The sequence below is a fragment of the Claveliimonas sp. genome (genome assembly GCF_037273965.1).
GTDB classification, from domain to species: Bacteria; Bacillota; Clostridia; order Lachnospirales; family Lachnospiraceae; genus Claveliimonas; species Claveliimonas bilis.
The window spans coordinates 20519-46058 of sequence record NZ_JAYAZJ010000068.1 but is presented as its reverse complement, the minus strand read 5'-3'; the positions used below and the strand labels follow the sequence as shown (position 1 = coordinate 46058).

The window sequence follows — 25540 nt, the reverse complement described above, 5'->3', positions numbered from 1 at the left end:
TTTCCTCTTTCGCCATCTCATTTGCCGTATACTGGCTAAGTCCAAGACCATGGCCGATGCCCCGGGTTGTAATGCGCATTTTCCCATCATACTTCTGGAGAATAAAGCAGCTGGAATCCAATTTATATTTCTCCCGAAATTCCTCGCCGCTCATAGTCTCCTCTCCCACTCGGACACTGGTGACATAGCCCGCCGTATCCGTTTCTTTTATTTCTGCGTCCATGTCCTCTGTTGTGACTGTCCTGATCTGGTCTTTTGATTCAATATCGAGGGGACATTCTTTGATTTTCAAATAAGGATAATCCTCGCTGCCCAGCACTTCTTTCCCATCCCTTGTACTGCCGTTTGTCAGCCTGGTAAAAGGTGTGTTTGCCAGTTCTTCGCCGTACATTACAACTTGTCCCTCTGTCTCCTGCCAGGCATTTTCTATTTTTCGGTAATATTCGGAAAATTTCCTGCTCCCCCACTCTTCTTTCATTTCTTTTTCTGTCCAGAAATCGTCTGCAAGAACTGCCTCGCTGCCTTCTTCCTTCAATTGCTTGTATACGGCAGTCCGGACAAGTATTGCCTGGACTTTGATGGCCTCCTCTTCGTAGGATGCCGGAATCTCCTTTGCCATCCTGCCAATTCCGTATTCATCCAGAGGAAGCTGTATTTCTTTTTCCCCCTGCTTTACCATAACCTCCATTTCGTCTGCCGGAGCCGCTGTTTCTATTGATGGCCCGTTTAGGAAAACGGTCACTACATAAGGGAGCAAAACAATAATAATGATATAGCATCCCATTTTTTTCAACTTCTGCCGCATAAAATAAACCCTCCCATACCTTAATGTATGAGAGGGTTATCTCTTTTATACCCTTCAGGATTCCTGACCTTTTAAATCTCCACTGTCACCTTATCCAGATGCCAGATATCATCCACGTATTCCTGAATCGTACGGTCAGAGGTAAACTTACCGCAGCATGCTGTATTAAGAAGAGCCATTTTCGCCCATCTTTCTTTATCCTTATACGCCTCTTCTACTTTCTTCTGTGCCTCGGCATAAGCGCGGAAATCTTTCAGGATAAAATACATATCTGCCTTTGATCCGTCTTTCGGACAGAGAAGAGAATTATAAAGATCCCGGTACATCTCGTGATCTCCGTTGGAGTAAGTTCCATTGATCAGCTGATCTACCACTTTGCGGATATCCGGATCGCTGTTGTAAATATCCTGCGGATGGTAACCGCCGTTATTTTCATAATTGATGACTTCTTCAGAGCTTAATCCGAAAATAAAGGCATTCTCCATTCCGACTTCTTCCACAATCTCTACATTGGCTCCGTCCATAGTTCCAAGTGTAGGCGCTCCATTCAGCATAAATTTCATATTTCCTGTTCCGGAAGCTTCTTTCGATGCAGTGGAAATCTGTTCACTGACATCTGCTGCCGCAAAGATGATCTCTGCATTGGAGACACGGTAATCTTCAATAAATACTACTTTCAGTTTTCCGTTAATGCTGCGGTCATTGTTGACTACATCAGCCACAGAATTGATCAGCTTGATGATCTCTTTTGCCCTGATATATCCTGCGGATGCCTTTGCTCCGAAAATAAAGGTTCTCGGGAAGAAGGACATCTCCGGATGCTCCTTGATCTGATTATACAGGTACATAACATGAAGAATGTTGAGAAGCTGTCTCTTGTACTCATGCAGCCTCTTTACCTGTACATCAAAGATAGATCTCGGATCCACTTCAATTCCGTTATGCTTCCTGATATATTCTGCCAGACGGACTTTATTTTTATATTTAATATCCATAAATTCTGCCAGCGCTTTGGAATCGTCTGCATATTTTTTCAGCCCGGACATAAGAGACAGATCTGTGATCCAGTCTTTTGTACCTATTTTTTCTGTTACCCAGTCTGCAAGGAGAGGGTTTCCATGCATCAGGAATCTTCTCTGTGTGATTCCGTTTGTCTTGTTATTAAATTTCTGCGGCATCATTTCGTAGAAGTCTCGAAGCTCCTGATTTTTCAAGATCTCTGTATGCAGTCTTGCCACACCATTGACAGAAAAACCGGCAACAATGGCAAGATGAGCCATTCTCACCTGCCCATTGTAGAGGATCGCCATCTTGCGGACTTTCTCCTCATTGCCCGGGTATCTTTCTCTTACCTGAATAAGGAAGCGGCGGTCGATCTCCTGGATGATCTGGTAAACACGGGGAAGCAGTCTGGAGAAAAGGTCGATGGGCCATTTTTCCAATGCCTCTGCCATGATCGTATGGTTTGTGTAAGCGCATGTCTTTGTCGTAATATCCCAGGCCTCATTCCAGCCGAGCTCCTCTTCATCGAGAAGGATCCTCATAAGTTCAGCCACTGCCACCGTCGGATGGGTATCATTCATCTGGAAGATGACTTTCTCCGGAAGTTTATGAATATCATCATGTGTCTTTTTATATTTTGTAATGGCAGCCTGTATGCTTGCTGAAATAAAGAAATACTGCTGTTTCAAGCGAAGCTCTTTTCCTGCATAGTGATTATCGTTGGGATAGAGCACCTCAACAATGGTCTTTGCAAGATTTTCCTGCTCTACTGCCTTGTGGTAATCTCCTCTGTCAAAGGAATCCAGCTGGAAATCAGTAATCGCCTTGGCATCCCAGATTCTTAACGTATTGACATGGTGGTTTCCATAGCCCACGATCGGCATATCATAAGGAATGGCAAGTACAGATTCATAATTTTCCTGTACAAATTTCGTCCGGTTTGTAGAATCATCATATTCTACGCGGATATTTCCGCCAAAACGCACTTCCTTGGCATATTCTTCCCGGCGAAGCTCAAATGGATTCCCCTCTTTCAGCCAGTTATCCGGAGTCTCTACCTGATATCCGTTTTCGATCTTTTGTTTGAACATACCATAGCGGTAGCGGATACCGCATCCGTATGCCGCATATCCAAGTGTTGCAAGAGAATCAAGGAAGCAGGCAGCCAGACGTCCAAGACCGCCGTTTCCAAGCGCCGGATCCGGCTCCTCATCCTCAATCACGTTCAGATCGATTCCCATTTCATCCAGCGCCGCTTTCACTTCTTTGTAAGCAGTCATATTGATCAGGTTATTTCCAAGCGCTCTTCCCATGAGAAATTCCATGGACATATAATATACTGTTTTTGGATCATCCTTTTTAAACTGATTCTGTGTTGCGATCCAGTCATCAATAATAACCTCTTTTACCGCATAGGACACAGCCTGAAAAAGCTGCTGCGGAGTCGCCTCCTCTATTGTTTTGCGGTAAAGAGTCTTTACATTATGCTTTACCTCTTTTTTAAAAGTTTCCTTTTCAAATCTCGGATTATACATGATTATCCTCCTTCTTCAGACCCTTATCTTTCGACACCAATCGTCACTTTTTCTCCGTTGATATTCCATTCCTTCACATAGCCTGCCGGAGTGGATTTTTCAACAGAAAGTGCAAGTGTTTCACTGCTGATTTCTGAAGCATGATCTGCAAATACTTTTTCGGCCTTTTCGCTTCCTTCGTAACGGATGTGAATCTTGTCTGTCACTTCAAAATCCGCTTCTTTTCTCATTGTCTGTACCTTACTTATGATCTCACGCACAAAACCTTCTTCAAGAAGTTCCGGTGTCAGGTTTGTATCAAGAACAACTGTAATTCCATTATTATCCTCTGATACATATCCCTCCATCTGTGCTGTATCGATAAGAAGATCTTCTTTAAACAACGTGATTTCCTGTCCATTTACATTGAGTTTCAAAGCTCCTGTTTCATTGACTTCATCCATTGCTGCATTTCCGTCCAGTGATGACAAAGCAGCTTTGATTCCACCCAACATTTTACCATATTTTGGTCCTACTGTCTTTAACTGCGGTTTAAATGTATATGAAGTAAAGGAACGTACATCCTGTGTAAATGTTAAATTCTTTACATTCAGCTCTTCTTTTATAATATCCTGGTAAAATTCAGGAAGCTGTGTTCCTGTCTTGACAAACATCTGTCCGATCGGCTGACGGTTTTTGATATTGGCCGTATTTCTGCAGGCACGACCCATAACGACAATCTTCAGAACCTCATCCATATTAGCCTCAAGTTCTTTGTCAATAAATGCCTCGTCTGCTGTCGGGAAGTCGCACAGATGAATACTCTCCGGAGCAGACTTGTCAATGCTTCTTACCAGGTTCTGATAAATTTCCTCTGTCATGAAAGGAATCATAGGAGCTGCCACCTTGCAGAGAGTCACAAGCGCCGTATAAAGAGTCATGTACGCGTTAATCTTATCCTGCGGCATTCCTTTTGCCCAGAAACGCTCCCTGCTTCTTCTGACATACCAGTTGCTCATGTCATCTACAAAATCCTGCAGCGCTCTTGCTGCTTCCGGGATCCGGTAATTTCCAAGGTGGTCATCCACTTCCTTGATCAGTGTATTCATCTTGGACAGAAGCCATTTATCCATAACCGGCAGTTTGTCATATTCCAGTTCATATTTTGATGCGTCAAATTCATCAATATTCGCATAGAGAACAAAAAATGCATACGTATTCCACAATGTTCCCATGAATTTGCGCTGTCCTTCTACAACCGCTTTTCCGTGGAAACGGTTCGGAAGCCATGGCGCACTGTTTACATAGAAATACCAGCGGATCGCATCTGCGCCGTATGTCTCCAGAGCGTCAAAAGGATCTACCGCATTTCCTTTGGACTTACTCATCTTCTGACCATTCTCATCCTGCACATGCCCAAGAACAATAACATTCTTATAAGGAGCCTTGTTGAAGATCAGAGTGGAAATAGCAAGCAGAGAATAGAACCATCCTCTTGTCTGATCCACTGCCTCGGAAATAAAGTCCGCCGGGAACTGCTGCTCAAACAGCTCCTTATTTTCAAATGGATAATGATGCTGGGCAAACGGCATGGAACCGGAATCAAACCAGCAGTCGATCACTTCCGGCACGCGGTGCATTTCCCCGCCGCACTTCGGACATTTGATAGTTACATCGTCAATATAAGGACGGTGCAGTTCAATATCATCCGGACAGTTGTCAGACATGGATTTCAATTCCTCAATGCTTCCAATGGAATGCTGATGTCCGCATTCACACTCCCAGATATTTAAAGGAGTTCCCCAGTAACGGTTTCGGCTGATTCCCCAGTCCTGAACATTTTCCAGCCAGTCGCCGAAACGTCCCTTTCCGATACTTTCCGGGATCCAGTTAATGGTATTGTTATTTGCGATCAGGTCGTCTTTTACCGCTGTCATTTTGATAAACCAGGACTCACGCGCATAGTAGATAAGCGGTGTATCACATCTCCAGCAGTGGGGATAACTGTGCTCGAATTTCGGCGCGTCAAAGAGCAGCCCTCTCGCCTCCAGATCCTTCAGCACCTCCGGATCCGCTTTCTTTACAAACAGGCCGGCAAATGGCGTTGTCTCTCCCATGTTTCCTTTTTCATCTACCAGCTGTACAAACGGCATATCATATTTGCGTCCTACCTTGGCATCATCTTCACCAAAGGCCGGTGCAATATGAACAACACCTGTACCGTCTGTCAGGGTAACATAGCCGTCGCATGTTATGAAAAACGCTTTTTTATTCTGTTTTGCTGCACAGTCATAAGCGCACTGATACAACGGCTCATATTCTTTATATTCCAGTTCCTGTCCTTTGTAAGTCTCCAGAACTTCATAGGCCGGTTTTCCTTCTTCTGCCAGTTTTCCAAGAACTGTATCCAAAAGAGCCTGCGCCATGTAATATACATAGCCGTCTGCTGCCTTTACTTTCGCATAATCTTCTTCCGGATTCACACAAAGACCGATATTGGACGGCAAAGTCCACGGAGTTGTGGTCCATGCCAGAATATAAGCATCCTCATCCTTTACCTTAAAACGGACGATAGCTGAGCGCTCTTTTACATCCTTATAGCCCTGCGCCACTTCCTGGGCTGAAAGCGGGGTTCCACAGCGGGGACAGTAGGGAACGATCTTAAATCCCTTGTACAAAAGTCCTTTATCCCAGATCTGTTTCAGCGCCCACCACTCGGATTCGATAAAATCATTGTGGTACGTAACATAGGGATTATCCATATCTGCCCAGAAACCTACGGTTCCGGAGAAATCTTCCCACATCCCTTTGTATTTCCAAACACTTTCTTTACACTTATTAATAAAGGGTTCCAGACCATATTCCTCAATCTGATCCTTTCCATCAAGACCGAGTAATTTCTCAACTTCCAGCTCTACCGGAAGACCGTGCGTATCCCAGCCTGCTTTTCTTGGAACCATATATCCCTTCATGGTGCGGTATCTTGGAATCATGTCCTTAATAACACGGGTCAGGACGTGGCCGATGTGCGGCTTTCCGTTTGCAGTCGGAGGGCCGTCATAGAAGGTGTATGTCTCGCCTTCTTTGCGGTTTTCCATACTTTTTTCAAAAATGTGATTCTCTTCCCAGAACTTTTCTACTTCTTTTTCGCGGTCAACAAATTTCAGATCAGTTGAAACTTTCTTGTACATGTTTTTCCTCCTTGTTATTATTTTGACAGGACACGTAACACTTTTAAGGTTTACTACGTGCCAAATTACAATTTGCCATGTGTAAAACTGCGAATTACCCTGTGTAAAATTGTATTGAATAAAAAAGCTTCCATCCTGTGTATTAGGATGAAAGCTTGCATTCCTTCATTTATAAACCACCTAACATACCAACATATGCCTTCCGGTAACGGCGGATCCCGTCAGTTCCTACTAAGAATTTTATGCTGCCCTTTCGGAAACTGCGACTCTAAAGTGATATTCAGATATATGCTACTTGCACCGGCCTTCCACCATCGCCGGCTCGCTTGAACGTTCCCATATATCCTACTGTCTTCGTCATAGTCTTTTACGCATGGTCAATTCTTCTGTTTTTACGTCTTTAAAATTATAAACGGAAACCCTCGACAAGTCAAGTGCCTGCGTTTATCTTCCCCGACTGCGTTTATCTTCCCCGACGATTCCGGCGCCGTCTGCGCCGCCTTCTTCTCGATCGGCGCTGTGCTGCTATCACAAGCCAAACTGCCAGTAAAACGATAATAATGAGAAGGCATATCAGAAGAAGCTGCCACACCGGCATTTTACTTTCTTCTATTTTTTCCTCTCCGGAAATATCTTTAAACGCTTTATCCCCTGAAAGCTTCACAACTGCCTCTCCTACCGGGTTATCTTGATAAGTGTAACTTAACAGACCTTCTTCGCCGTTTTTCATACGGCTGATCTCACTGTCCAGATCAGAAAATTTCACATTTTCAGGAAGTGTTACACAGGCATCGTCGGGAATAGATGTTATCTTTTCACTGTCATTCTGCCCGGAAATCTTCACTTTTTTAAAATTGTTAAATCCATATTCCAGAAGTGCTTTTGTATCAGAATACACGTGGCCGGGATAAGTCTTCAATGTAACACATACCAACTTCATTTCTCCGTTATCCGCCAGAGTCACCAATGTATTGTTTGCCTCTGTTGTATATCCGGTCTTGCCGGCCACCGCATAGTTGTAATACTCGGAATTTCCCTCAAGCAGCATTTCATGCTTCTGCTGAAAGATATGTTCCTCCGTTGTACTTGACGCCGGAATTGTATAACTTGCCGTCTGGCAAATCTGTAAAAATTCCGGATATTCAAATAATTCACAGGCAATCAAAGCCATATCTTTTGCACAGGTATAATGCTGTTCGTCCTGCACTCCATTTGCATTGACAAAGTTAGAATTGGAACCGCCCAGATCCCTGGCTTTCTGATTCATCTGATCCAAAAACCACTGGTAGTCTTCGCCCTGCCCTTTTGCTACCGTTTCTGCCACTGCATAAGCCACTTCGTTGGATGATGCAAGAAGCATGGCATACAGCGCCTGTTCCATTGTAATGACATTTCCTTCTTTCATTCCGATAGAAGCATATCCTGACCCCAGACAGGTAAGACTCTCCGCCGTGATCTGCACCTCATCTGTCATCTCCGCATACTCCAGCGCCAGCAGTGCTGTCAATATCTTCGTAATACTTGCCGGGTACTCCTTTTTATCTATGTTTTTTCCATAGAGAACTGCTCCGGTTTCCGCGTCCATTACTATTCCTGCATCGCCATAAATGCCCGGGCCTTTGGCCCATCCGTCCAGCTCATTGGTCTGAACCTTTTCCTTGTAGGTATTCTCCAGTTCTTTTTGGTACGGATCTATCTCCTCCTGTGTACCATCAACTGCTCCCTCCTGCTGTACTGTATCTGTACTGCCTGACTCCGGGGCGGCATAGAGTTTTGGCGCCGCTGCTGTGAAAATATTTACAGCAATAAGCGCGGCGGCAGCTGCCCGTATATATTTCTTCATTCCTGATATTCTCCCTGCTATATCATAACATTTATGCCTTAATTTACGCTCTAATTATGCACTATTATAAATGATTCGGCCTGTATATACAAGCCGAATCTTATTATACCCCGCCAAATACCCTGTCAGCGCCTGCTTTTTAGCCGGTAATCAATTTAAATATTGCAATCAAAATAGAAAATATCGCCACTCCTTTTTTCAGCGGCTGCGGCTTTATCATATCCGCGTTGCGGCTCCCGATCCAGACGCCCGCGCCATGGCTGATCATAGAAACCACAAGCAACAGCGCCATAGAGGACGCATCACACTGCATACTATAACCTATGCAGGAAGGGATCGCAATAAAGATAGAATTAAACAGAGCCACTCCCACTGCCGTTTTGACCTGTACGCCGAACGTCACAAGAAGCGGCATTACAAGAATAGGGCCCCCTGCTCCGGAAAGAGCACAGATACACCCTGTCGCCAGACCGAATAAGATGGCCGCCGCAGCCGGGATCTTCCGTTTCCCTGCTTCTTCCCTCTCTTTATCCTTACGCACCAGTATGGAAATTCCGGAGAGCAGCACTACCAGATAGAGAATCCGTTTCACAATACTTTCATCAATAAGAAGATTCATCCACACCCCGGCAATTGCCCCAATGATACTTCCGATACTGATAGTAACAGCAAGTTTCACATCTAAGTTATCGGACTTATAGTAATTCCGGGATCCCAAAATCCCGGAAATCAGAAAAGCAAAAAAGCTAAGAGCCATCCCCTGGGCTGCCGGCATTCCCATAAATCCGCTGTACAGCATAGGGAGGAGAAATCCGGCAATCCCTGTCAGGCCGATCATTCCCCCTATTATTATATTTGCCGCTATAATAATCAGATACTCTATCAATTGCTTTCCGCCCTTTCCTGATAACTTCTCAGATCATGCAGGATTCTTTCTTCATCCAGTGTCTGTATCTCGTAATCTTTCATCAAAATCCTGCCGCCGCTGACAGAATCCCTGATATCTCCCGCATTCACGCTCTCCATGATCGTGTTGGAAATCTTTCCGTATTCTGCCATATAAATGCGGTTTCTGTCAATGCCGACGATATCAGCTCTTGCTCCCTTTTTCAGAAAGCCGTCTACGCCGTCCTGCCCTCCCAGACACTGCTGTCCTTTTTCTGTTGCCATGGAAAGGATCGTTTTTGCCGGCATAATGGCAGGCTCGCTTAGAGGCACGCCCCAGGTCAGATTCATTACCGAACGGAAAATCTTCATTTCATTAAAGAGACTTAATCCTCCGTGAGCTGCCCCATCCGTCCCAAGCGCAGCTGTAATACCTTTTTTCAACAATTCCGGCGTGTGAGGCGCTGCTTTTCCACAATTGCTGAAAGGACAGTGACATACTTTTATCCCTCTCTTTTCCAGGATCTCTTTCTCGTTTTCCGAAAGGAGAAGACTGTGAGCGCCCAGAAAATTTTCATTCAGCACGCCAAGTTTTTCCAAATATTCATAGGGACGCATTTGAAAACGTTCCATATAAAAATTAATTTCTCCCGGATATTCATTCATATGAGCCTGCAGCATAGTTCCGCGCTCCTTGGCCCTCTGCGCTGCTGCCAGTATCAGCTCCCTGGAGCAGGAGATCAAAGAGCGCAGAGAATAATAGACCTTCAGATTTCCTTTTCCATGGAAGCCGTCATACAGCTCATCCGTCCTTTTTACAGCCTCTTCTGCATCCATGGCTATGGACCGGGGAAGTCCTTTCTGATCCATGGTCGAATAGGAAATCGCTCCTCTAAGGCCGCTTTCTTCATAAACTGCTGCCGCCTCCTCCATGTAATAGCTTCCCGCATCGATAAATCCGCATGTCCCGGACCGGATCATCTCAACCGCTGCCGCCTGGGCACTTAAGCGCATTTTTTCTTTTGTCAGAGTACTTTCATAGGGAAGCATGATCCTTGTCCAGATCATAGGCATTTCGTCCAGAACTCTGCCCCGAAGAAGCTGCTGTCCCGTGTGCATATGGGCGTCTACAAGCCCCGGCATATAAATGCATCTGCTTCCGTCTATTTCCTCCGTCCACTGATACTTCTTTTCCAGCTCTTCTGCCGTATTAATATCCAAAATCTTTCCGTCCCGGATCAGGATACTCTTTCCTTTTTCCAGTTCAAATTCCTCATTTAAAAAGTCACCATCCCGGATCATCAGATCTGCCTGCATTTTCATCTTCCTATCCTCCCGGTTAAATTGCGTTTGTTAAGCCAAGTACAAGCTGGGCAATACATGCCGATCCCAGAAAAGTTCCTGTCATAACAAGGACGCCGATAATGATCATCTTCCAGCCCTGCTTTACAAAGGATTTAATCTGATCACTGATAGAAATCCCCGCATACGCTCCCACTAATGTAAGAGGCGCTGTGAAATTGATCTTGTCGGCAGATGCAATGATGAACTCTCTTGCCGGACAAATTGGGCTTGCCACAAGAAGTCCGATAATAGAACAATATGCAATGATCGGAAGTTTCAGGGGCACTACTTTACTGATCACCACAGCCACAGCGGAAATCGCAAGTAGAATGAGGATTCCCGGAAGAGAATCCATGAATCCGACCTCAAATCCCACAAAATTTGCAAGGGCAATTCCCAGCCCGGATATAATCAACAAAAGTCCCCACTCTGCATATCTCATTTATTCTTCCTCCACAGTAATTTCTTCTATTGTTTTCTTTGCATCTTCCGCTTCCTGCTTCTTTCTTGTCAGCACCTCGCTCGGCTCCTTTCTAAGCCTTGCAATAGGCGGCTCCAGCAGTTCATAAAGCTTCTGGGTCAGCGGGATTCCCACAAAAATTGCCACGTAAATTCCTGTCAGTCCCGATAACGTCTCGCTTGTACTTGCAAGCGCCGATATCTGGGTTGCCATATCAGGATATACCAGCGTAAGACTTGCCACAGAACTTGCCATCAGGATACCGGCTCCCACACCGGACGCCATTCCCAGTGCATAGGGATGAAACACGTTCAAAGAGGCGATCATCGTTGCCAGAAATCCGAAATAAATCGTTCCAACCATACCGCCTACAACATAAATTGAAAGACTTCCTCTTGTTTCCGGCGAATCCGGTCCGAACATATCTGTGATCAGCGCCAGATTAGACTCTCTGTTGATAGAATGAGTTGCCCCGATAGCCTCTCTCTTCAATCCAAGAAGAAGCGCTACCGGCAATGCAAAAAATATCGTTCCCAAATTTCCCACTTCCTGGAACAAAAGAGCCGGTCCGGCCGAGAGCACTGTTTCCAGGCTTGCCCCCGCATTGATCCCAAGCTTTGCAATAAAAGGGCAGATTGCCACAATAACCAGCTTGGAAGCTGCTTTTACTTCTTTTTTCTTAAAAATCTTCAACACTTCAGGACCGGAAATAATTCCCAGAAGAAGCGAGTAAAAAATAGGAAATAAGATCAGTGTCCCCGGACCAAGAGGAACTTTGATCTGTCCGATGGAATCGGCAATTACAATAAAAACAAAAGCCAGAAGAAAGATCTTATATTCTGCCTGAAATCTCGCTTTTGTCGACGGATACATGTAAATTTCCTTTTTTATAGATACCCTCCCATTTCTCTTCCATACTTGTCTTTTATCTATTATTTTCACTTATAACACGCGAGTATTATATAAGAATCTCTTCATTTAAAAAAGGACAAATGGGATATTTTTGACACATTTCCATAAAATTATGTCGAAATTTGTAGTATACTATAGGAAAAGAAAATGTGGGGGAAATGAAATGACACTGGAAGAGCTTCTTTTGAAGGTTCCTGAACTGGAAAATTACATTCGCTATATGCCGGAAGAGTTGAAAAGCCGGTACACGATCAAAACTTATGCACCAAAAACAATCATCCATCAAAAGGATGAGCTTTTGGATTATTTCGGCATTGTGTGTGAGGGTTATCACCGGGTTATCAATGAATTTGAAAATGGAAATGTCTTTATGATCGAAAGAAATGATCCCATCGATTTTGTCGGTGAGGTCACTATACTGGCCGGAAAAGAACGAACCTCTGTCACGATCGAAACGCTGACAGAATGTACAGTCCTCTATTTTTCCAGAAAAGATTTTGAAGACTGGATCGCAAAAGATATCCACCTCCTAAGATTAGTTTCTCAGAAGGTGGCCTATAAACTGTACCGTTCTTCTTATAATAGAGGAAACCGCCTCTTTTATCCCCCGCAGCACCTGCTTTTAAAATATTTTCTTCAATATGCGGACGAATATCAAACTTTCGTCATCCGCCGCACGCGGGAGGAAATGCACGAGGAAACAGGCATCTCCGTCAAGACATTGAACCGCACCATACATGCTTTAAAAGAAGCCGGACTGATCGGCATTACGAGAGGAAAAGTCTCCTTTACTCAGGAGCAGATCCGGGCGGTCAGGGAGTACCTTGCTCAAAAGACACCCTGATTCCCGCACCATGTCATCGTATAGTCAGGCTCTTTTGTCTCCTCATCTGTTCCTTCAGCAGAAATCGTCAGACCTTCCCGCAGATAGAAACGGACTGCAGCCTCATTTTTCTGATAAACATTTAAAGAAAAACTGTCATGCTTTCCCTTCACATAGTCAAGCAGAGCTTTTCCGATTCCCATAGACCGGGACCGGCGATCCACAAAAATTCCGGCAAGATAGTCTCCCGCCATACCGACGAATCCCCGGATGGCCGGAGTCTGCATTTCATCTTTCTTTTCAGTTTCTTCCTCATATACGTAAATCTCTGCCTCCGGAAGCTGTTCCTGTACCGAGTCATAGTGAGATTTCCAATAAGACGCATCTATAAAATCATGGGCTTCCACATTGCCATCAAGCCATATCTGCATCACCTGATGTATGTCTTCCGGTTTAAATTTTCTGATCATCTTTTTGTCTGTCCTTTCTCAAATTTTAACTGTACTGCCGCGCCAGTCTTTGGATTTCCTCCTTCATCTGAGCCACGACTTCCTCCGGCCCGAGAATCTTCACCCTCTCTCCAAGGGAAATGATCCACCCGAAAAACTGTTTGCTGACATGGACATCCACATTAACTGTAAAATGCTCCTGGTCCGCCGGAATCAGCATGATATCCTTTCCAAACCTATCAATGATCACGCCTGCCAGAGTATTTTCCACCAGGAGCTTCACCTTCTCTTCCCTTCCGCCAAACATGCCAAAGCTCTTCTTCGCATAATCTGCCATATCCAGCTTCTTAAAATGTTCCTTTCCTTCCCGCTTCTCATCAGACATCTGAAGCCGCAGCATCTTATCTACACGATAGTGTTTAATTTTCCCGGCCTCGGAATCGTACCCGATCAGATAATAATTTTCAGCGTCCCAGGAAAGTCCCCACGGGCTGATATGGTAATAGGCGCCGTCATGACGCAGTTCCATCTCTTTTTTCACATTCCACTGAAAATACTGGAAGCGGATCTTACGGTTTTCGGAAATCGCATTGTGGATCGTATCTACTGTATAATAAATACTTTCATTCATTGTTTTGATCCGCCCGGAAACATATACCTGCCGCTGGAGCTTCATGGCTTCGTATTTGCTGACCAGCTTCTCCAGCTTTCGGATCAGAGCATTTGTCTTCCGCTCGGTAATAAATTTTGACGACTGGATCGCATCCACCAAAAGCTTTAATTCCGGCAGCTCAAAAGGTCTTTCCACAACATGATACCGGTATCCGCCGCCGACAGGCTCTCCTTCTACCTCGATCCCCAGTGCTTCCAGATCTTTTAAATCTGCATAGATTGTTCTCCGGTCAGCAGTAACCTCATATGCTTCAAGCGCGCTCATGATCTCCGGCATTGTAATATAGTGGTTATCATCTGTATTTTCCAGCATGATCTGCGCAAGATGGTATAACTTTAATTTCTGGTTGCTTCCTTTTGGCATGTCTTCTTCCCTCTCTTTACAGGGTATGTATCATAAGTATAACATAGCTGGTAAAATTATTGTACACCAAAAGAAGAACGCAGGCTTTTTTCTTTTACTCTTCCATCCACTCTGCATAATCCGCTTCACTTGCAAACAACTGATATTCTCCGTCAACATATCCCATATAACCGTTTTCTGTATTGTAACCTTTCATCGTTCCACTCTCCTTTTTTGTTCCAATCAACTTGTTTAATCATAAGATACAGCAATAGGTGTCGTATAAAAACGACACCTATTAAAAATTTCAAAAAATCTTACTTTTTCACATAGAGAGCGAAACGAATATCTTACAGATAATTAAAGTCGGGCAAATATGTTCTTTGTTTTCATAGCAATAGACAAAGAGACAATTCCGGAGAATAAAATGACGGCAAATTCCGCCCCTTTTCCCAATTCAAACAAAATACCGTAAAGTGCATTGCCTAATGGCTGGGCGCATGTAGAAACAGTGATCATGACCGCAATCACCTTTCCTACTAAATTTTTCGGCGTCTCCGTCTGTATAAATGACATCATCTGTACAGAAAAAACAGTGGAAAACACCATAACCGCAAAACAGCATAATACAATAATCATATAATTTATCGTTTCAGATGGAGTCAGCAGTAAAGTGAAACTCATGGGAAATACAGATAAGGCGCAGGCGGTCAGCAGATTGCCTGCTCTTTTGATCGTCAGCTTTTCTCTGAATATACCTGCACACATGGCTCCTGCCAGTCCTCCTCCAGCAAGAGCTCCTTGCGCGAAACCGTAAAGTGTATTTGCCCGGGTTTCTTCAAAACTCAAGACTTCTGTTATCAAATACGGCAGTGCAACCACGATCATAGCAGATAAAAACAAATTAATTCCGCTGATCATAAGGAGACATTTGCCCACAACCGGCTTTTCTCTGCGAATAAAATAAACGCTTTTGGTAAAATCCTTTTTCACAGTTTCCCATATATTTCCTCCGGAAATCTGTTTCTGAAATGGTATTTTTATAAAAATTTCCATGACCGCTGACAGGAAAAAGCAGATTCCGCAGATCAATAATACCGCTTCTAACCCATAGGCGCTGTATAAGATCCCTCCAATCACAGGTCCCGTCAAGGAAGAAAAAGAGTTGACCGTATTAATAACCGAATTTGCCGCCATGAAATTCTCCTGGTCAGTAAGATCCGGGATACTTGCCTGAACAGACGGCTGATACGTCCCCGCAATTCCATACAAAAGCATTAATGTGACCGTAATCAAAAGGACAATGTTTATTTCCTGCATAAAAAACAAAAATCCTAAAATCAATGCACTGGTCAGAAAATCCAGGACTACCATAATGTTTCTTTTATTCACTCTGTCTGCGATCATTCCTCCTACAGGAGATAAGAGAATAGATGGAATAAATGCACATGCTGTGACTGTTCCATAAAGTGCAGACGAACCTGTCAGATTCAGCAGATACAGAGGCAATGCAAATCTTACTGCCGCATTTCCGAATAAGGAAATAATCTGCCCGATAACAACCAGTGTAAAATCTTTCGTGAACAATTTTTTCTTCATTTAGATAAATTCCTCCTTTTAATACCGCACGTTGGTATGTATAATTTTTAAAAAAAGAGAACTGTCCGGTAAATTGGAGCATATCAATAATCTGCTTATTTTGCCGGACAGCTCCTTTTATTTGTTTTTCTGATAAATCGTTGTCAGCTCCTGTATCCTCTCGATCATTTCCTCGTCCATGATATCCAGTCCGAAGCCTCTCATCATCTCACTGAATACCATAAATTTGGAATAGGTTTCCTCTTCTGTATTTCCGAATATCATAGGATTTATCCAAATGTTAGCCACGAGTATGATCAGCTCCGCCAGCTGCTTTGGATATTCTGTCCGGATACTTCCATCGAGAATGCCCTGCTCAATGATGGGAAGAATATAGTTTGGCGCCACTTCTTCTATCGTGTCACTTACCAGCGAAAAGAGAAGTTTTGGATTATTACTGAAATTCGGAGCAACTGTAAAAATATCATTCTGCACAGGACGGCAGATCGATGCTTTGAAAATTGTCTTTAACTTTTCTTTTCCGTTAAGATCCTGCCGGTCTCGAATTTCCATCAAAGTCCGGTTGGATTCCTCCGTCATACGATCCGTCACTGCCATTAAGATCTCTTCTTTTGATTTAAAATGATGATAGATGGCTCCTTTGCTAAGTCCTCCCAAATTATCAATAATATCCTGAATAGAGGTATGCTCATACCCTTTCTCCATGAACAGCCGGAAAGCAACATCTAATATGAGATTGACTGTCTCTTCGGGATGTTTATTTCTTGCCATTTTATCCGCCTCCCAAATACATACTCTTAGTATGTATACAGTATCATACCGTCAGTATGTTTGTCAATTGGTTTCTCTTTCCAAAAATATTTTTCATCAAAAAACGGAGGCTGTTTATACCTCCGTTTTAATTAAACACGTATAATCCTGACTCCGGATTTTTTCGCTTCTTCCTTTTCCTCTTCCGTGAAATTCCTGTCTGTAATAACCGCCGTGTAATCTGCCAGATGACTGACCTTTGCCATGGCCTGTTTGCCAAACTTTGATTCATCTACTACCAGATATCCCCGGCTGCATCGTTCCAGAGCCATTCTTTTTAAAAATGCCTTGTCTACCGTCGGCGTCGAAACCTCTAACTCTTCATTAATGGAAGCAGCGCCGAAAAATCCCACATCAAATCTGAAATTTTCCAGCATTTGAGTTGCATAATATCCAAGCATACTTCCTGTACTTTTCTGTACCACCCCTCCGCAGAGCAGAATCTCTGCCGGGCTGTTTTTCAGAAGTCCTGCTATTTCAAGATCGTTTGTCACAACCATAATATCCGATACATCCTGAATCACTTTTGCGATTTCATATGTAGTTGTCCCCGCATCCAGATAGATATTATCTCCGTCTGATACAAGGGAGCGGCAGGCCGCTGCCAGTTTCCGCTTCCCTTCTTTATGGCTGGTACATTTTTCTGCATAGGCTACCTCCTGCTTTGCCACCGCACCTCCATGGCACCGCTCCAGTAAATTGTCCTCCTGCAGTTTTTCCAGATCCCTTCTTATTGTCATAGTGCTTACCTGCAGGTTCTGCGCCAGATCTTCTACCTGTGCGCTCCCCTGCCTTCTGATAATTTCCACTATTTTAGCCTGTCTCTCTGCCGCCAGCATACAAATCACCTCTTACTGGTCATTGTACACGATTACATGAAAATACTCAATACGAGAACTTCAACAACACCGACAGCCCATGCGATTGTGGATGTCACTGACCATACCTGCAGCTGGTCTTTTGCTTCTGTAACACCCAGCGTTCTGTTTACTACCCAGAAATAACTGTCATTAAAGTATCCGAAGAACAGGGAACCAACACAGCATGCGATCGCGCCAAGTGTCGGATTTACGCCCGCTGCTACAATGATCGGAGCAGAAATACTTGCTGCTGTTGTCATAGCAACAGTTCCTGATCCCTGGATAAAACGCATTAAAGTGGAAATGATAAGCGGCAGCACAATGATCGGAATCGCTGTCTGTGCCAGTCCCTCTGCCATATAGGTACCAAGACCGGAATCTTTGATGATCTGTCCGAGAGCTCCGCCTCCGCCGGTTACAAGCATGATAATACCGGCAGACTGCATTCCTTTTTCCATTTCTGTCAGAGCAGTATGTCTGTCAAGATTCCTTCCAAGTGTAAAGATAGCAAGAAGCAGTCCAAGACCTACCGCGATGATCGGCTGTCCGAGGAAGATAAGTACTTCCCATACTCCTGTTGTCGCTCCCATAGCAGTGGCTACTGTATTGATCAGGATAAGAATAATAGGGAGAAACAGCGGTGCAAAAGATTCAAATGTGCCCGGCATGTTCTCATCACCCATATGGAACGCATTCTCATAATCCGGTTCACGGTAAGGCATCTCTACGATTTCACCGTCATCGTTTGGAATACGGTAAAATTTCTTCGGCAGAATCTTCTTTGCATAAACGATACAGGCAATTGCCATTGGGATAGCAAGAACCAGTGTCATTAAAATAAATGTACCTACATCAATTCCAAAGATACCGCATACGCCTAAGGGGCCCGGAGTTGGCGGGACGAGGGAGTGTGTGATAACAAGCCCTGCTGCCAGCGCAACGCCAAGACCGATGACGGACTTCTTCGTTGCTCTTGAGATCGCCTTTGCGATAGGTGAAAGAACCACAAAACCAGAGTCACAGAAGATCGGAATAGATACAAGGAAACCTGTCAGGCAAAGAGCCTCCTCTTCTCTTTTCTTCCCAAAGAGCTTTAAGAATGTATGCGCCATCCTCTTTGCAGCTCCCGTCACTTCAAAGATCTGTCCCATCATAACACCAAATCCGATGATGATACCGATACTTCCAAGTGTGCTTCCAAATCCTCCGGTGATAGAGTTAATAATTCCAAGTGTAGTACCGTCCTCCAATGTGGTGTTTGCCAGAGGCATACCGCCTACAACTCCCACGATAACGGTACATATGATAAGGGCAAGAAACGCCTGCACCTTTGTTTTTAATACCAGGACAATAAGAATAATGATGCCTACTGCAAGACCCAGCAGCATTCTGTTGCCGTCAAGTCCTCCTACCATAATAGAACCCTCCTTTAGATAAGTTTTCTCTCTTTACTTTTCTCTTTTACTTTACAAAATGAGGTGCGTATTTTGCGGCCAGCCGGATGGCTTCGATCATGCTCACGGCACTTACCTTTCCGGTGCCCGCTATATCAAATGCAGTGCCGTGATCTACAGAAGTTCTAAGAATCGGCATTCCATTTGTTATTGCGATTGTTTTTTCAAAATCCAGCGTCTTTGTCGCGATATGTCCCTGGTCATGATACAGGGAAAGAACGCTGTTGTATTTTCCAATGGCTGCCTGATGGAATACAGAATCCGCTCCTACAGGCCCCGCCACATCATAGCCCATTTTCTTCAGTTCTTCGATAGCCGGAATAATCTCTTCCACTTCTTCCCAGCCAAAGAGTCCATGCTCTCCACTGTGCGGATTAAGTCCTGCGATCGCCATTGTTCCTTCATTGACTCCCAGCCTTTTTAAAGCCTCCGTGCACCGCACTACATAGTCGATGATCCGGTCTTTCTTGATCATATCAAGCATCTGCCGCAGGGAAACATGCCTTGTCAGGAAAAATACTCTCATACCATTTGTCTCGAACATAGTCAGAGGATCTTCCGTCCCGGTTAAAGCGCCGAAAATCTCGGTATGGCCGATAAAGTTTACATTTCCTGCCTTCAGGGCTTCCTTGTTGATCGGCGTTGTAGATACTGCGTCTACTTCTCCTGCATTTGCCAGCTCAATGCTTTTTGCAATATACTCATATGCCGCTTTTCCGCACATGCCGCTGACTTTTCCAAAAGCAAACTCATCCATATTGATATTGTCAAGATCGATCAGATTGAGTACGCCTTTTTCGTATCTTCCATCCGCCGGCTTTTCCACTACATTGACTTCCAGCTTCACACCTGTGATGTCAATTGCGTTTTCCATGCATTTTTTGTCTCCTACAATAATGCAGTCCGCCACATCTGTGACCTCTGCAGATGCAAGCGACATTGCCACGATCTCCGGACCTACACCGGCCGGATCTCCCATCGTTACTGCAATCAATGGTTTTTTCATCTTTCATTCCTCCCTGTCTTAAATATAAAGTTTCTCTTTCAGATAAGTAATACAGCGGTTGATCGCATCATTTTGTCCCTGGCTTCCGCCCTTTGTAATGATGTGTACACCTTCAAATTCTCCCTTTAAGAACTGTCCGTAAGCTGCCAGCGGAAGCACTTCATCCATAAGGCTTAATCCTGCGGTATTAAATCTGGCGCACACTGATACCGTAATATCCCCGCCGCTTGTGTAAAGCCCCTTAAACTCCGGCTCAGCCTTGAAAATGCGGTAGGTGATCTCTGCAAATCCCGAATTGATCCGCTCTGTCACTTCATCCATGGAGCAATGATATTTCTCCATGTAGGGTTTAAAATCTATACGGTTTTCCGGATAAATACCGTCCCCGGTCACAGTGGATACCATATTCAACTTGCACTCCCTTAGGATTTCCTCTGTCACTCTGGAAATTTCCTTTTCCCTTCTTGTTTCATCCTCCAGAAGTTCCTTTGTATTGACAAACACGTTGTGAGTTCTCTGGGACAGCCACAATTCCTCCATCTGCTTCCTTGTATTAGGATGGACGCTTCCTACTACCGCCAGAATGCGGCTCTTCTCCTTCTTCTCGGAAGGTGTGATCAGCTTTCTTGAAAGAGTTGCCGTAAATACGCCCGGATCTACTGCAACTATCTTCAATTTGCTGGTGATCACTGCGTCCGCGATCAGGTCCAGATCTTCCTGAGTCACGCAATCAACGACCAGGATCCTGCAGCCTTCTTCCACATGTTTCTTCATCAGATCCGCCAGATAATGCTTTCCGTGCATCAGATCTTTCATAAGGATAGACGCTACTTTGTATTTGCTCTGCTCTGCAAAAAGAACGGCGTCTTCCGAGATCTTAACAGGTGTTTTCGGATCAATGGCGATATCTGTTTTATGTAAAGGCAGCCCGTTTACCAGCATGTAACCTCCGATCACGATACGTCCCGAAGAGGGAAAGCACGGTGCAACAACAGCCACATAATCTTCTCCAAGACAATCCAGCATGGCATCTGTCTCACTGCCGAGATTTCCTCTCAATGTACTGTCAATCCTTTTAGAATATACCTTAACCTCATCATTCTTTAACAGATCACAGACATTATATACCCGATTGTAAGCAATCCCGGGATCTACCCCCCCGGCTGTCTGTAGGATACAATACACAATCGCAGTCCTTCAGCGTACTTAGTTCAATCCGCTCTGTGTTCATGACCGTATAGGCAGTGTAGTTCATCTTTTTCAGGAGCACACCTGTGGCATTTGCTCCTGTCAGATCATCCGCAATCACTACACACTGTGGCATTTCTCATTCCTCCTTCGCCTCAATGTTCTTTTATGTTTATATATTACTCCTAATGTTTATTTTTGTCAATTTAATCTATTTTTTATCAATGTTTTTAGAAGTTTTTTACAATTATTATGTTTGTTTTTGTCATTTTTCATCTTTAATTTTGTTTACTTTTTGTTTCAAAACATTTGATTTAAACTGTAAGAATTTGGCAAAGAAGATATTAAGAACCAACTTTATTTTAAAGACATGATTAGAATAGTACGGCCGTCGGGGCTGTAAAAGTCAGCCCCTGTCTGCCTGTAAATGTTAAATGATCCATCTATTTCTTCAATAAGATTTCTACCGCTTCTTTCAGCGTGCTGTCATCGCCTACATTGCCGGGAAAGATTACGTATGGAACAGAAGGAAACCTACTTTCCTCCCCTGTCTGCCACACCGGAATACCCGGTTTGATCTGCCCAAGCACATTTGCCTTTTTTACTGCCAGCGCCTTTGTTCCCACATCACTGGATGTAATGCCGCCTTTTGCAATCACAAAGGCAGGCGTAACGGTAAGACGCCCCACCAGGGACTGCACTGCATCTGAGATTTTTACAGAAAGGCGAAGTTCATCTTCCTTATCTCCTGTATCTGCTGTAATAAGTGTGCGGGTCGTACTGCAGCATACGGTCTTTCCGGCGCGGATACATTCTTCCTCTTTTTCCAGACAGCGTTTTACTTCTTCCTCAAACGCCGCGTCATCCTTCACAAGAGCTGCATTCAACTCAATAAATTCGATATCATCCAGCTCTTTCAGTGCCTCCAGCTGGCGGGTTGTCTTGTCAGTGTGAGACCCTACCACAATGATACCGCCGTTGTCTGTCTCTTTTACGACCATCTTTTCTCTTGTAAGAAGCGGCTGACTCGTCACACCGCCCATAACTTTTACAATAGCGGCCGCCGTACGCATCATAAAGGTCTTTCCCTTTTCCATTGCCCGGTACAAAGCCACGCAGAATACTTTGATATCCGCATAATCCACAGCATTGACAATAATCTTATTAAAATCTTTTACTGCCAGAAGCTGCTCCTCTATCCTATCTACAGCCATATCATGGATATCTTCCAGAGAAATACAGGTGACATCCTCTTTCTTATAAGCTCCTTTTGTTTTCTCCTCTACATAGGATGGCAGATCAGCAGCTGTATAGCCAAATGTCTTGTCTTTGGAAAATTCTGTCTCATTGGCAGGTACAAGAGTATCGCCGTATTTCACATAATGTACGTTGTTAATGGTAAATCTTCCGCCTTCTTTAAAGAAAGGGCAAAGGATCTCGCCGTCTACGGTTTTCCCTGTATATTTTTCATAATCTGCTTTCAAAAGCTCTGTCTCTAAAGGATAATGTCCCCGAAGCGTACTGTCGCTTCTGCTGATGTAAATGTACTCTTTTCCTGTTACTTTGGCCGCCTCGTCTGTCACTGCGGAAATCTCATGGTGAGCTTTTATTGTCTGTTCTTCCGTGAATCCCCTGGAATTAGTCAGTACATAGAAAAGGCTGTTTTCTTCTTCAAATCCCTGGCGGATGCTGTCTTTATCCCATCCTGTATATACAGAAATATCATGAACCGTCTGTACTCCTGTAGGATCATCGTCCAGCACAACAATTTTTTTATGGTTCTTTTTAATCTCTTTTTCTAAGAGACTATCGATATATGCCTCGTCTATTTTTTTATAGGAAGTCAAAATATCTGTACTGATCGCCATTTTTGTTTCCTCCTTCTCCTCTGCTCTCTCTGCCCTAATCCACTTTTTTCACTTCCACGTCTGCCAGCTTTTCAAAATACTGTACGATTCCGCCGTGGTCATCCTCCATATGTCCATGAATTTTCAGAGTCTGGAGAATTTCATAGAGCTGTGCCGTGTATGGAATCGGAACATCGATCGCATGCGCTGTATTTACCACATTTTTAATGTCTTTATGATTGATGCGGATCGGTCCGCCCGGTTTGAAATTCCGCTCCACGATCATAGGGATTTTAGAATCAAGAACAGCGCTTCCTGCCAGTCCGCCCCGGATCGCTTCATATACCTTAACCGGGTCAGCTCCGGCTTTTGCCGCCATAACAAACGCTTCGGATACAACAGCGATCGTATTATTGACAATGATCTGATTTGCCAGCTTTGTCACGCTTCCGCTTCCCGGACCGCCGATCAGCAAAGCGGAAGATCCCAAGATGTCAAAATATGTTTTCAGGGCATCAAAGTCCTTTTGATCTCCTCCCGCCATAATAGCCAGTGTTCCGTTGATGCCTCCTGTTTCTCCTCCTGATACAGGGGCGTCTACAAAACCAACGCCGATCTCTTTCAGCCTTTCATAGCACTCTTTGGACTCAACAGGCGTAACAGAGCTCATATCACATACAATGCTTCCTTCTTTTATAAAAGATGCCACTCCGCCTTCTCCGAAAAGGATGGATTTTGTAATATCACCGCTTGGCACCATAATAAATACAACACCACATTCCTTTCCGATTTCCTCGTATGTACCCTCCTGTGCTCCGGCTGCCACTACATCTTTTACCGCCTCTTTGTTCAGATCTGTTACGATCAGATCCACTCCTGCTTTGAGCAGATTTTTTGCCATTGGTCTTCCCATGATTCCCAGTCCGATAAATCCTGTTTTCATACTTTCTTCTCTCCTTTTTGTTTTTTTTCTTTCTAAAGTGTTCTTTTTTGTTCCTGTCTTCACTCTACTACATACCGGTATACCGGTCAATCCCTCAAATTCTCTTTCTCCGTTTTCGCTAATTTTACCCCTCATTTTTTGAGCAAAATCCACAGAAAATTGTTGGATTTTCTCATAGTTTTTGATAAAATATAGACAAACACAGTAAAGGAGCATCTACCAATGATGACACTCAACGAACAGGCCTATGAACATTTAAAGAAAATGATTTCCGAAGGAGAGCTTTCCTATCACGAAATCTATTCTGAGACAAAGCTTTCCAGAGAACTTGGCATTTCCCGCACTCCTTTCCGCGATGCCATCCACAGGCTGGTGCAGGAAGGCTATATTGATATTATTCCAAGCAAGGGATTTCGCCTTCATCAGCTTACCCGGCAGGATGTGACAGAAACATTCCAGGTCCGCTCAGCTCTGGAAACTTACTGTACCATGGAGATTACGCGCACTTTCGCTTCTAAAAAGGCAAAGCGCCTCTTTAGCGAGCTTCACTTTATTATGGATGAAATGAAAGAAATCCTGGAGGTTTCTCAGTCCATCCAGGATTTCTGTACTTACGATTTTCAATTTCATATTTCCATCGTTCACTACCTTGAGAACCAGCAATTCTCTGCTATTTTCGATACCTTTATGTACCGGATGCAGCGGCTGGCCCAAATGTCCCTTTCCCATCCGGGAAGAATGAAAGATACATATGATGAGCATCTTGCTATCCTGAATGCCATGGAGCAGGGAGATATTACACATATCTATGACATTACTCTGCGGCATATGGATGTACCAAGAGGTATTAATCTGGAAGATCTCTAGGGTGCAGGACAGCCCCATCCGGCTCAATAAAAGAAATTCCCAGTGTCATCCGATATGGAAAAGTATGACTATATTATCGGTTTGCTTCATTATATAGTTCTCTTGCTCTAGCGGTTAACTCAGAATACTTTCCCTCTTGTATCAAATCAATACTCACAAGATTTCCACCTACCCCTACAGCAACTGCACCAGAATGTAAAATATCGTATATATTATTTTGATTGATTCCGCCAACCGCCATCATCGGAATCATATATAATGGTACAGAAACATCTCGAAGATAATTCTTTCCTATATTGCATGGAAAAATCTTAACGATATCTGCTCCATATTCATATGCTTTTGTTATCTCAGTTGGAGTAAAAGCTCCCGGTATAGATACACATCCCATTTCTTTCGTCTTACTAATTACTTCTTTATTTACATTGGGCGATATCATATACTGTGCCCCCATATTGCATGCACGCTCTACCTGATCTATTGTCATTACCGTACCCGCACCTACAATAACTTCATCAGCATATTTATCTCTGATTCGGTTGATCAAATATAAAATTTCATCTTCATTGTAGTCTTTCCCCCCTGAAAAGGCAAATTCCATACACCTAATATGCCCATCCAAAAGAGCTTCAACAACGCGATCAATTTGTTTAGAATTCACATTCCTGATTATTGCTATAATTTTTTCATCCAGAATAGTTCGCAATACCTTCTCTGCCATAT

Annotated in this window: 20 protein-coding genes and 1 pseudogene; 2 read left to right on the top strand and 19 right to left on the bottom strand. The window is 43.9% G+C overall.

Going from position 1 to position 25540, the window contains the following annotated elements; translation table 11 throughout:
- The 8 genes from WJ238_RS05575 to WJ238_RS05540 form a co-directional block, all read right to left on the bottom strand.
- The coding region (locus WJ238_RS05575; protein WP_337606377.1) for a SpoIID/LytB domain-containing protein at nt 1–805 on the bottom strand (805 nt) is incomplete at its 3' end.
- A gap of 71 nt (nt 806–876) precedes the next feature.
- Complete coding sequence (locus WJ238_RS05570; protein ID WP_337606376.1) at nt 877–3342, bottom strand: glycogen/starch/alpha-glucan phosphorylase; 2466 nt, start codon at nt 3340–3342, stop codon at nt 877–879.
- A gap of 23 nt (nt 3343–3365) precedes the next feature.
- Nucleotides 3366–6512, bottom strand: a complete 3147-nt coding sequence (gene ileS / locus WJ238_RS05565) for an isoleucine--tRNA ligase (protein WP_230107425.1) — start codon at nt 6510–6512, stop codon at nt 3366–3368.
- A gap of 463 nt (nt 6513–6975) precedes the next feature.
- Entirely contained in the window at nt 6976–8355 is a 1380-nt protein-coding gene (locus tag WJ238_RS05560; RefSeq protein ID WP_316267883.1) for a D-alanyl-D-alanine carboxypeptidase family protein, read from the bottom strand.
- 139 nt (nt 8356–8494) lie between these two features.
- Entirely contained in the window at nt 8495–9241 is a 747-nt protein-coding gene (locus tag WJ238_RS05555) for a sulfite exporter TauE/SafE family protein (protein WP_316265991.1), read from the bottom strand.
- Nucleotides 9238–10563, bottom strand: coding sequence for an amidohydrolase family protein (locus WJ238_RS05550; protein ID WP_337606375.1), 1326 nt, complete (start codon nt 10561–10563; stop codon nt 9238–9240). Before WJ238_RS05550 ends, WJ238_RS05555 begins: the two co-directional genes overlap by 4 nt.
- 16 nt (nt 10564–10579) lie before the next feature.
- The gene (locus tag WJ238_RS05545; protein ID WP_230107428.1) at nt 10580–11026 is read right to left on the bottom strand and encodes a hypothetical protein; all 447 of its coding nucleotides are present in this window, start codon (nt 11024–11026) and stop codon (nt 10580–10582) included.
- Nucleotides 11027–11917: a DUF3100 domain-containing protein gene (locus WJ238_RS05540; RefSeq protein WP_337606374.1), complete on the bottom strand. Its 891-nt coding sequence runs from the start codon at nt 11915–11917 to the stop codon at nt 11027–11029.
- Nucleotides 11918–12119: 202 nt separating this feature from the next.
- Here WJ238_RS05540 and WJ238_RS05535 point away from each other — a divergent pair, with 202 nt between their 5' ends.
- Nucleotides 12120–12800, top strand: coding sequence for a Crp/Fnr family transcriptional regulator (locus WJ238_RS05535; RefSeq protein ID WP_337606373.1), 681 nt, complete (start codon nt 12120–12122; stop codon nt 12798–12800).
- Here WJ238_RS05535 and WJ238_RS05530 read toward each other — a convergent pair.
- The 10 genes and pseudogenes from WJ238_RS05530 to WJ238_RS05480 all read right to left on the bottom strand — a co-directional run bounded on the left by WJ238_RS05530 (nt 12785) and on the right by WJ238_RS05480 (nt 24085).
- Nucleotides 12785–13249 carry a GNAT family N-acetyltransferase gene (locus WJ238_RS05530; RefSeq protein WP_337606372.1) on the bottom strand — a complete coding sequence of 155 codons (465 nt, stop codon included), beginning with the start codon at nt 13247–13249 and terminating at the stop codon, nt 12785–12787. The two genes, WJ238_RS05535 and WJ238_RS05530, sit on opposite strands and share 16 nt — an antisense overlap.
- A 25-nt stretch (nt 13250–13274) precedes the next feature.
- The gene (locus tag WJ238_RS05525; RefSeq protein ID WP_337606370.1) at nt 13275–14264 is read right to left on the bottom strand and encodes a helix-turn-helix transcriptional regulator; all 990 of its coding nucleotides are present in this window, start codon (nt 14262–14264) and stop codon (nt 13275–13277) included.
- Between the two features lie 339 nt (nt 14265–14603).
- The gene (locus WJ238_RS05520; protein ID WP_337606369.1) at nt 14604–15842 is read right to left on the bottom strand and encodes an MFS transporter; all 1239 of its coding nucleotides are present in this window, start codon (nt 15840–15842) and stop codon (nt 14604–14606) included.
- Nucleotides 15843–15959: 117 nt separating this feature from the next.
- Entirely contained in the window at nt 15960–16613 is a 654-nt protein-coding gene (locus WJ238_RS05515) for a TetR/AcrR family transcriptional regulator (RefSeq protein ID WP_337606368.1), read from the bottom strand.
- Nucleotides 16614–16744: 131 nt separating this feature from the next.
- Entirely contained in the window at nt 16745–17491 is a 747-nt protein-coding gene (locus tag WJ238_RS05510) for a DeoR/GlpR family DNA-binding transcription regulator (protein ID WP_316267877.1), read from the bottom strand.
- Nucleotides 17492–17523: 32 nt separating this feature from the next.
- Nucleotides 17524–18927 carry a GntP family permease gene (locus WJ238_RS05505; RefSeq protein WP_230107436.1) on the bottom strand — a complete coding sequence of 468 codons (1404 nt, stop codon included), beginning with the start codon at nt 18925–18927 and terminating at the stop codon, nt 17524–17526.
- 46 nt (nt 18928–18973) lie between these two features.
- Complete coding sequence (gene pdxA / locus WJ238_RS05500; RefSeq protein ID WP_230107437.1) at nt 18974–19972, bottom strand: 4-hydroxythreonine-4-phosphate dehydrogenase PdxA; 999 nt, start codon at nt 19970–19972, stop codon at nt 18974–18976.
- An 18-nt stretch (nt 19973–19990) separates the two neighbouring features.
- A pseudogene (locus WJ238_RS05495) lies at nt 19991–21296 on the bottom strand (four-carbon acid sugar kinase family protein).
- A 307-nt stretch (nt 21297–21603) separates the two neighbouring features.
- The gene (locus tag WJ238_RS05485; RefSeq protein WP_337606363.1) at nt 21604–23028 is read right to left on the bottom strand and encodes a four-carbon acid sugar kinase family protein; all 1425 of its coding nucleotides are present in this window, start codon (nt 23026–23028) and stop codon (nt 21604–21606) included.
- A gap of 34 nt (nt 23029–23062) precedes the next feature.
- On the bottom strand, nt 23063–24085 hold the full coding sequence (locus WJ238_RS05480; RefSeq protein ID WP_337606362.1) for an NAD(P)-binding domain-containing protein: 1023 nt from the start codon (nt 24083–24085) through the stop codon (nt 23063–23065).
- 87 nt (nt 24086–24172) lie between these two features.
- Between WJ238_RS05480 and WJ238_RS05475 the strand changes: the two genes are divergently transcribed.
- Nucleotides 24173–24817, top strand: a complete 645-nt coding sequence (locus tag WJ238_RS05475; RefSeq protein WP_337606361.1) for a GntR family transcriptional regulator — start codon at nt 24173–24175, stop codon at nt 24815–24817.
- Nucleotides 24818–24890: 73 nt separating this feature from the next.
- Here the strand turns inward: WJ238_RS05475 and WJ238_RS05470 are convergent, their stop codons facing one another.
- On the bottom strand, nt 24891–25538 hold the full coding sequence (locus WJ238_RS05470; RefSeq protein WP_256196172.1) for a bifunctional 4-hydroxy-2-oxoglutarate aldolase/2-dehydro-3-deoxy-phosphogluconate aldolase: 648 nt from the start codon (nt 25536–25538) through the stop codon (nt 24891–24893).
- Nucleotides 25539–25540: the final 2 nt, after the last annotated feature.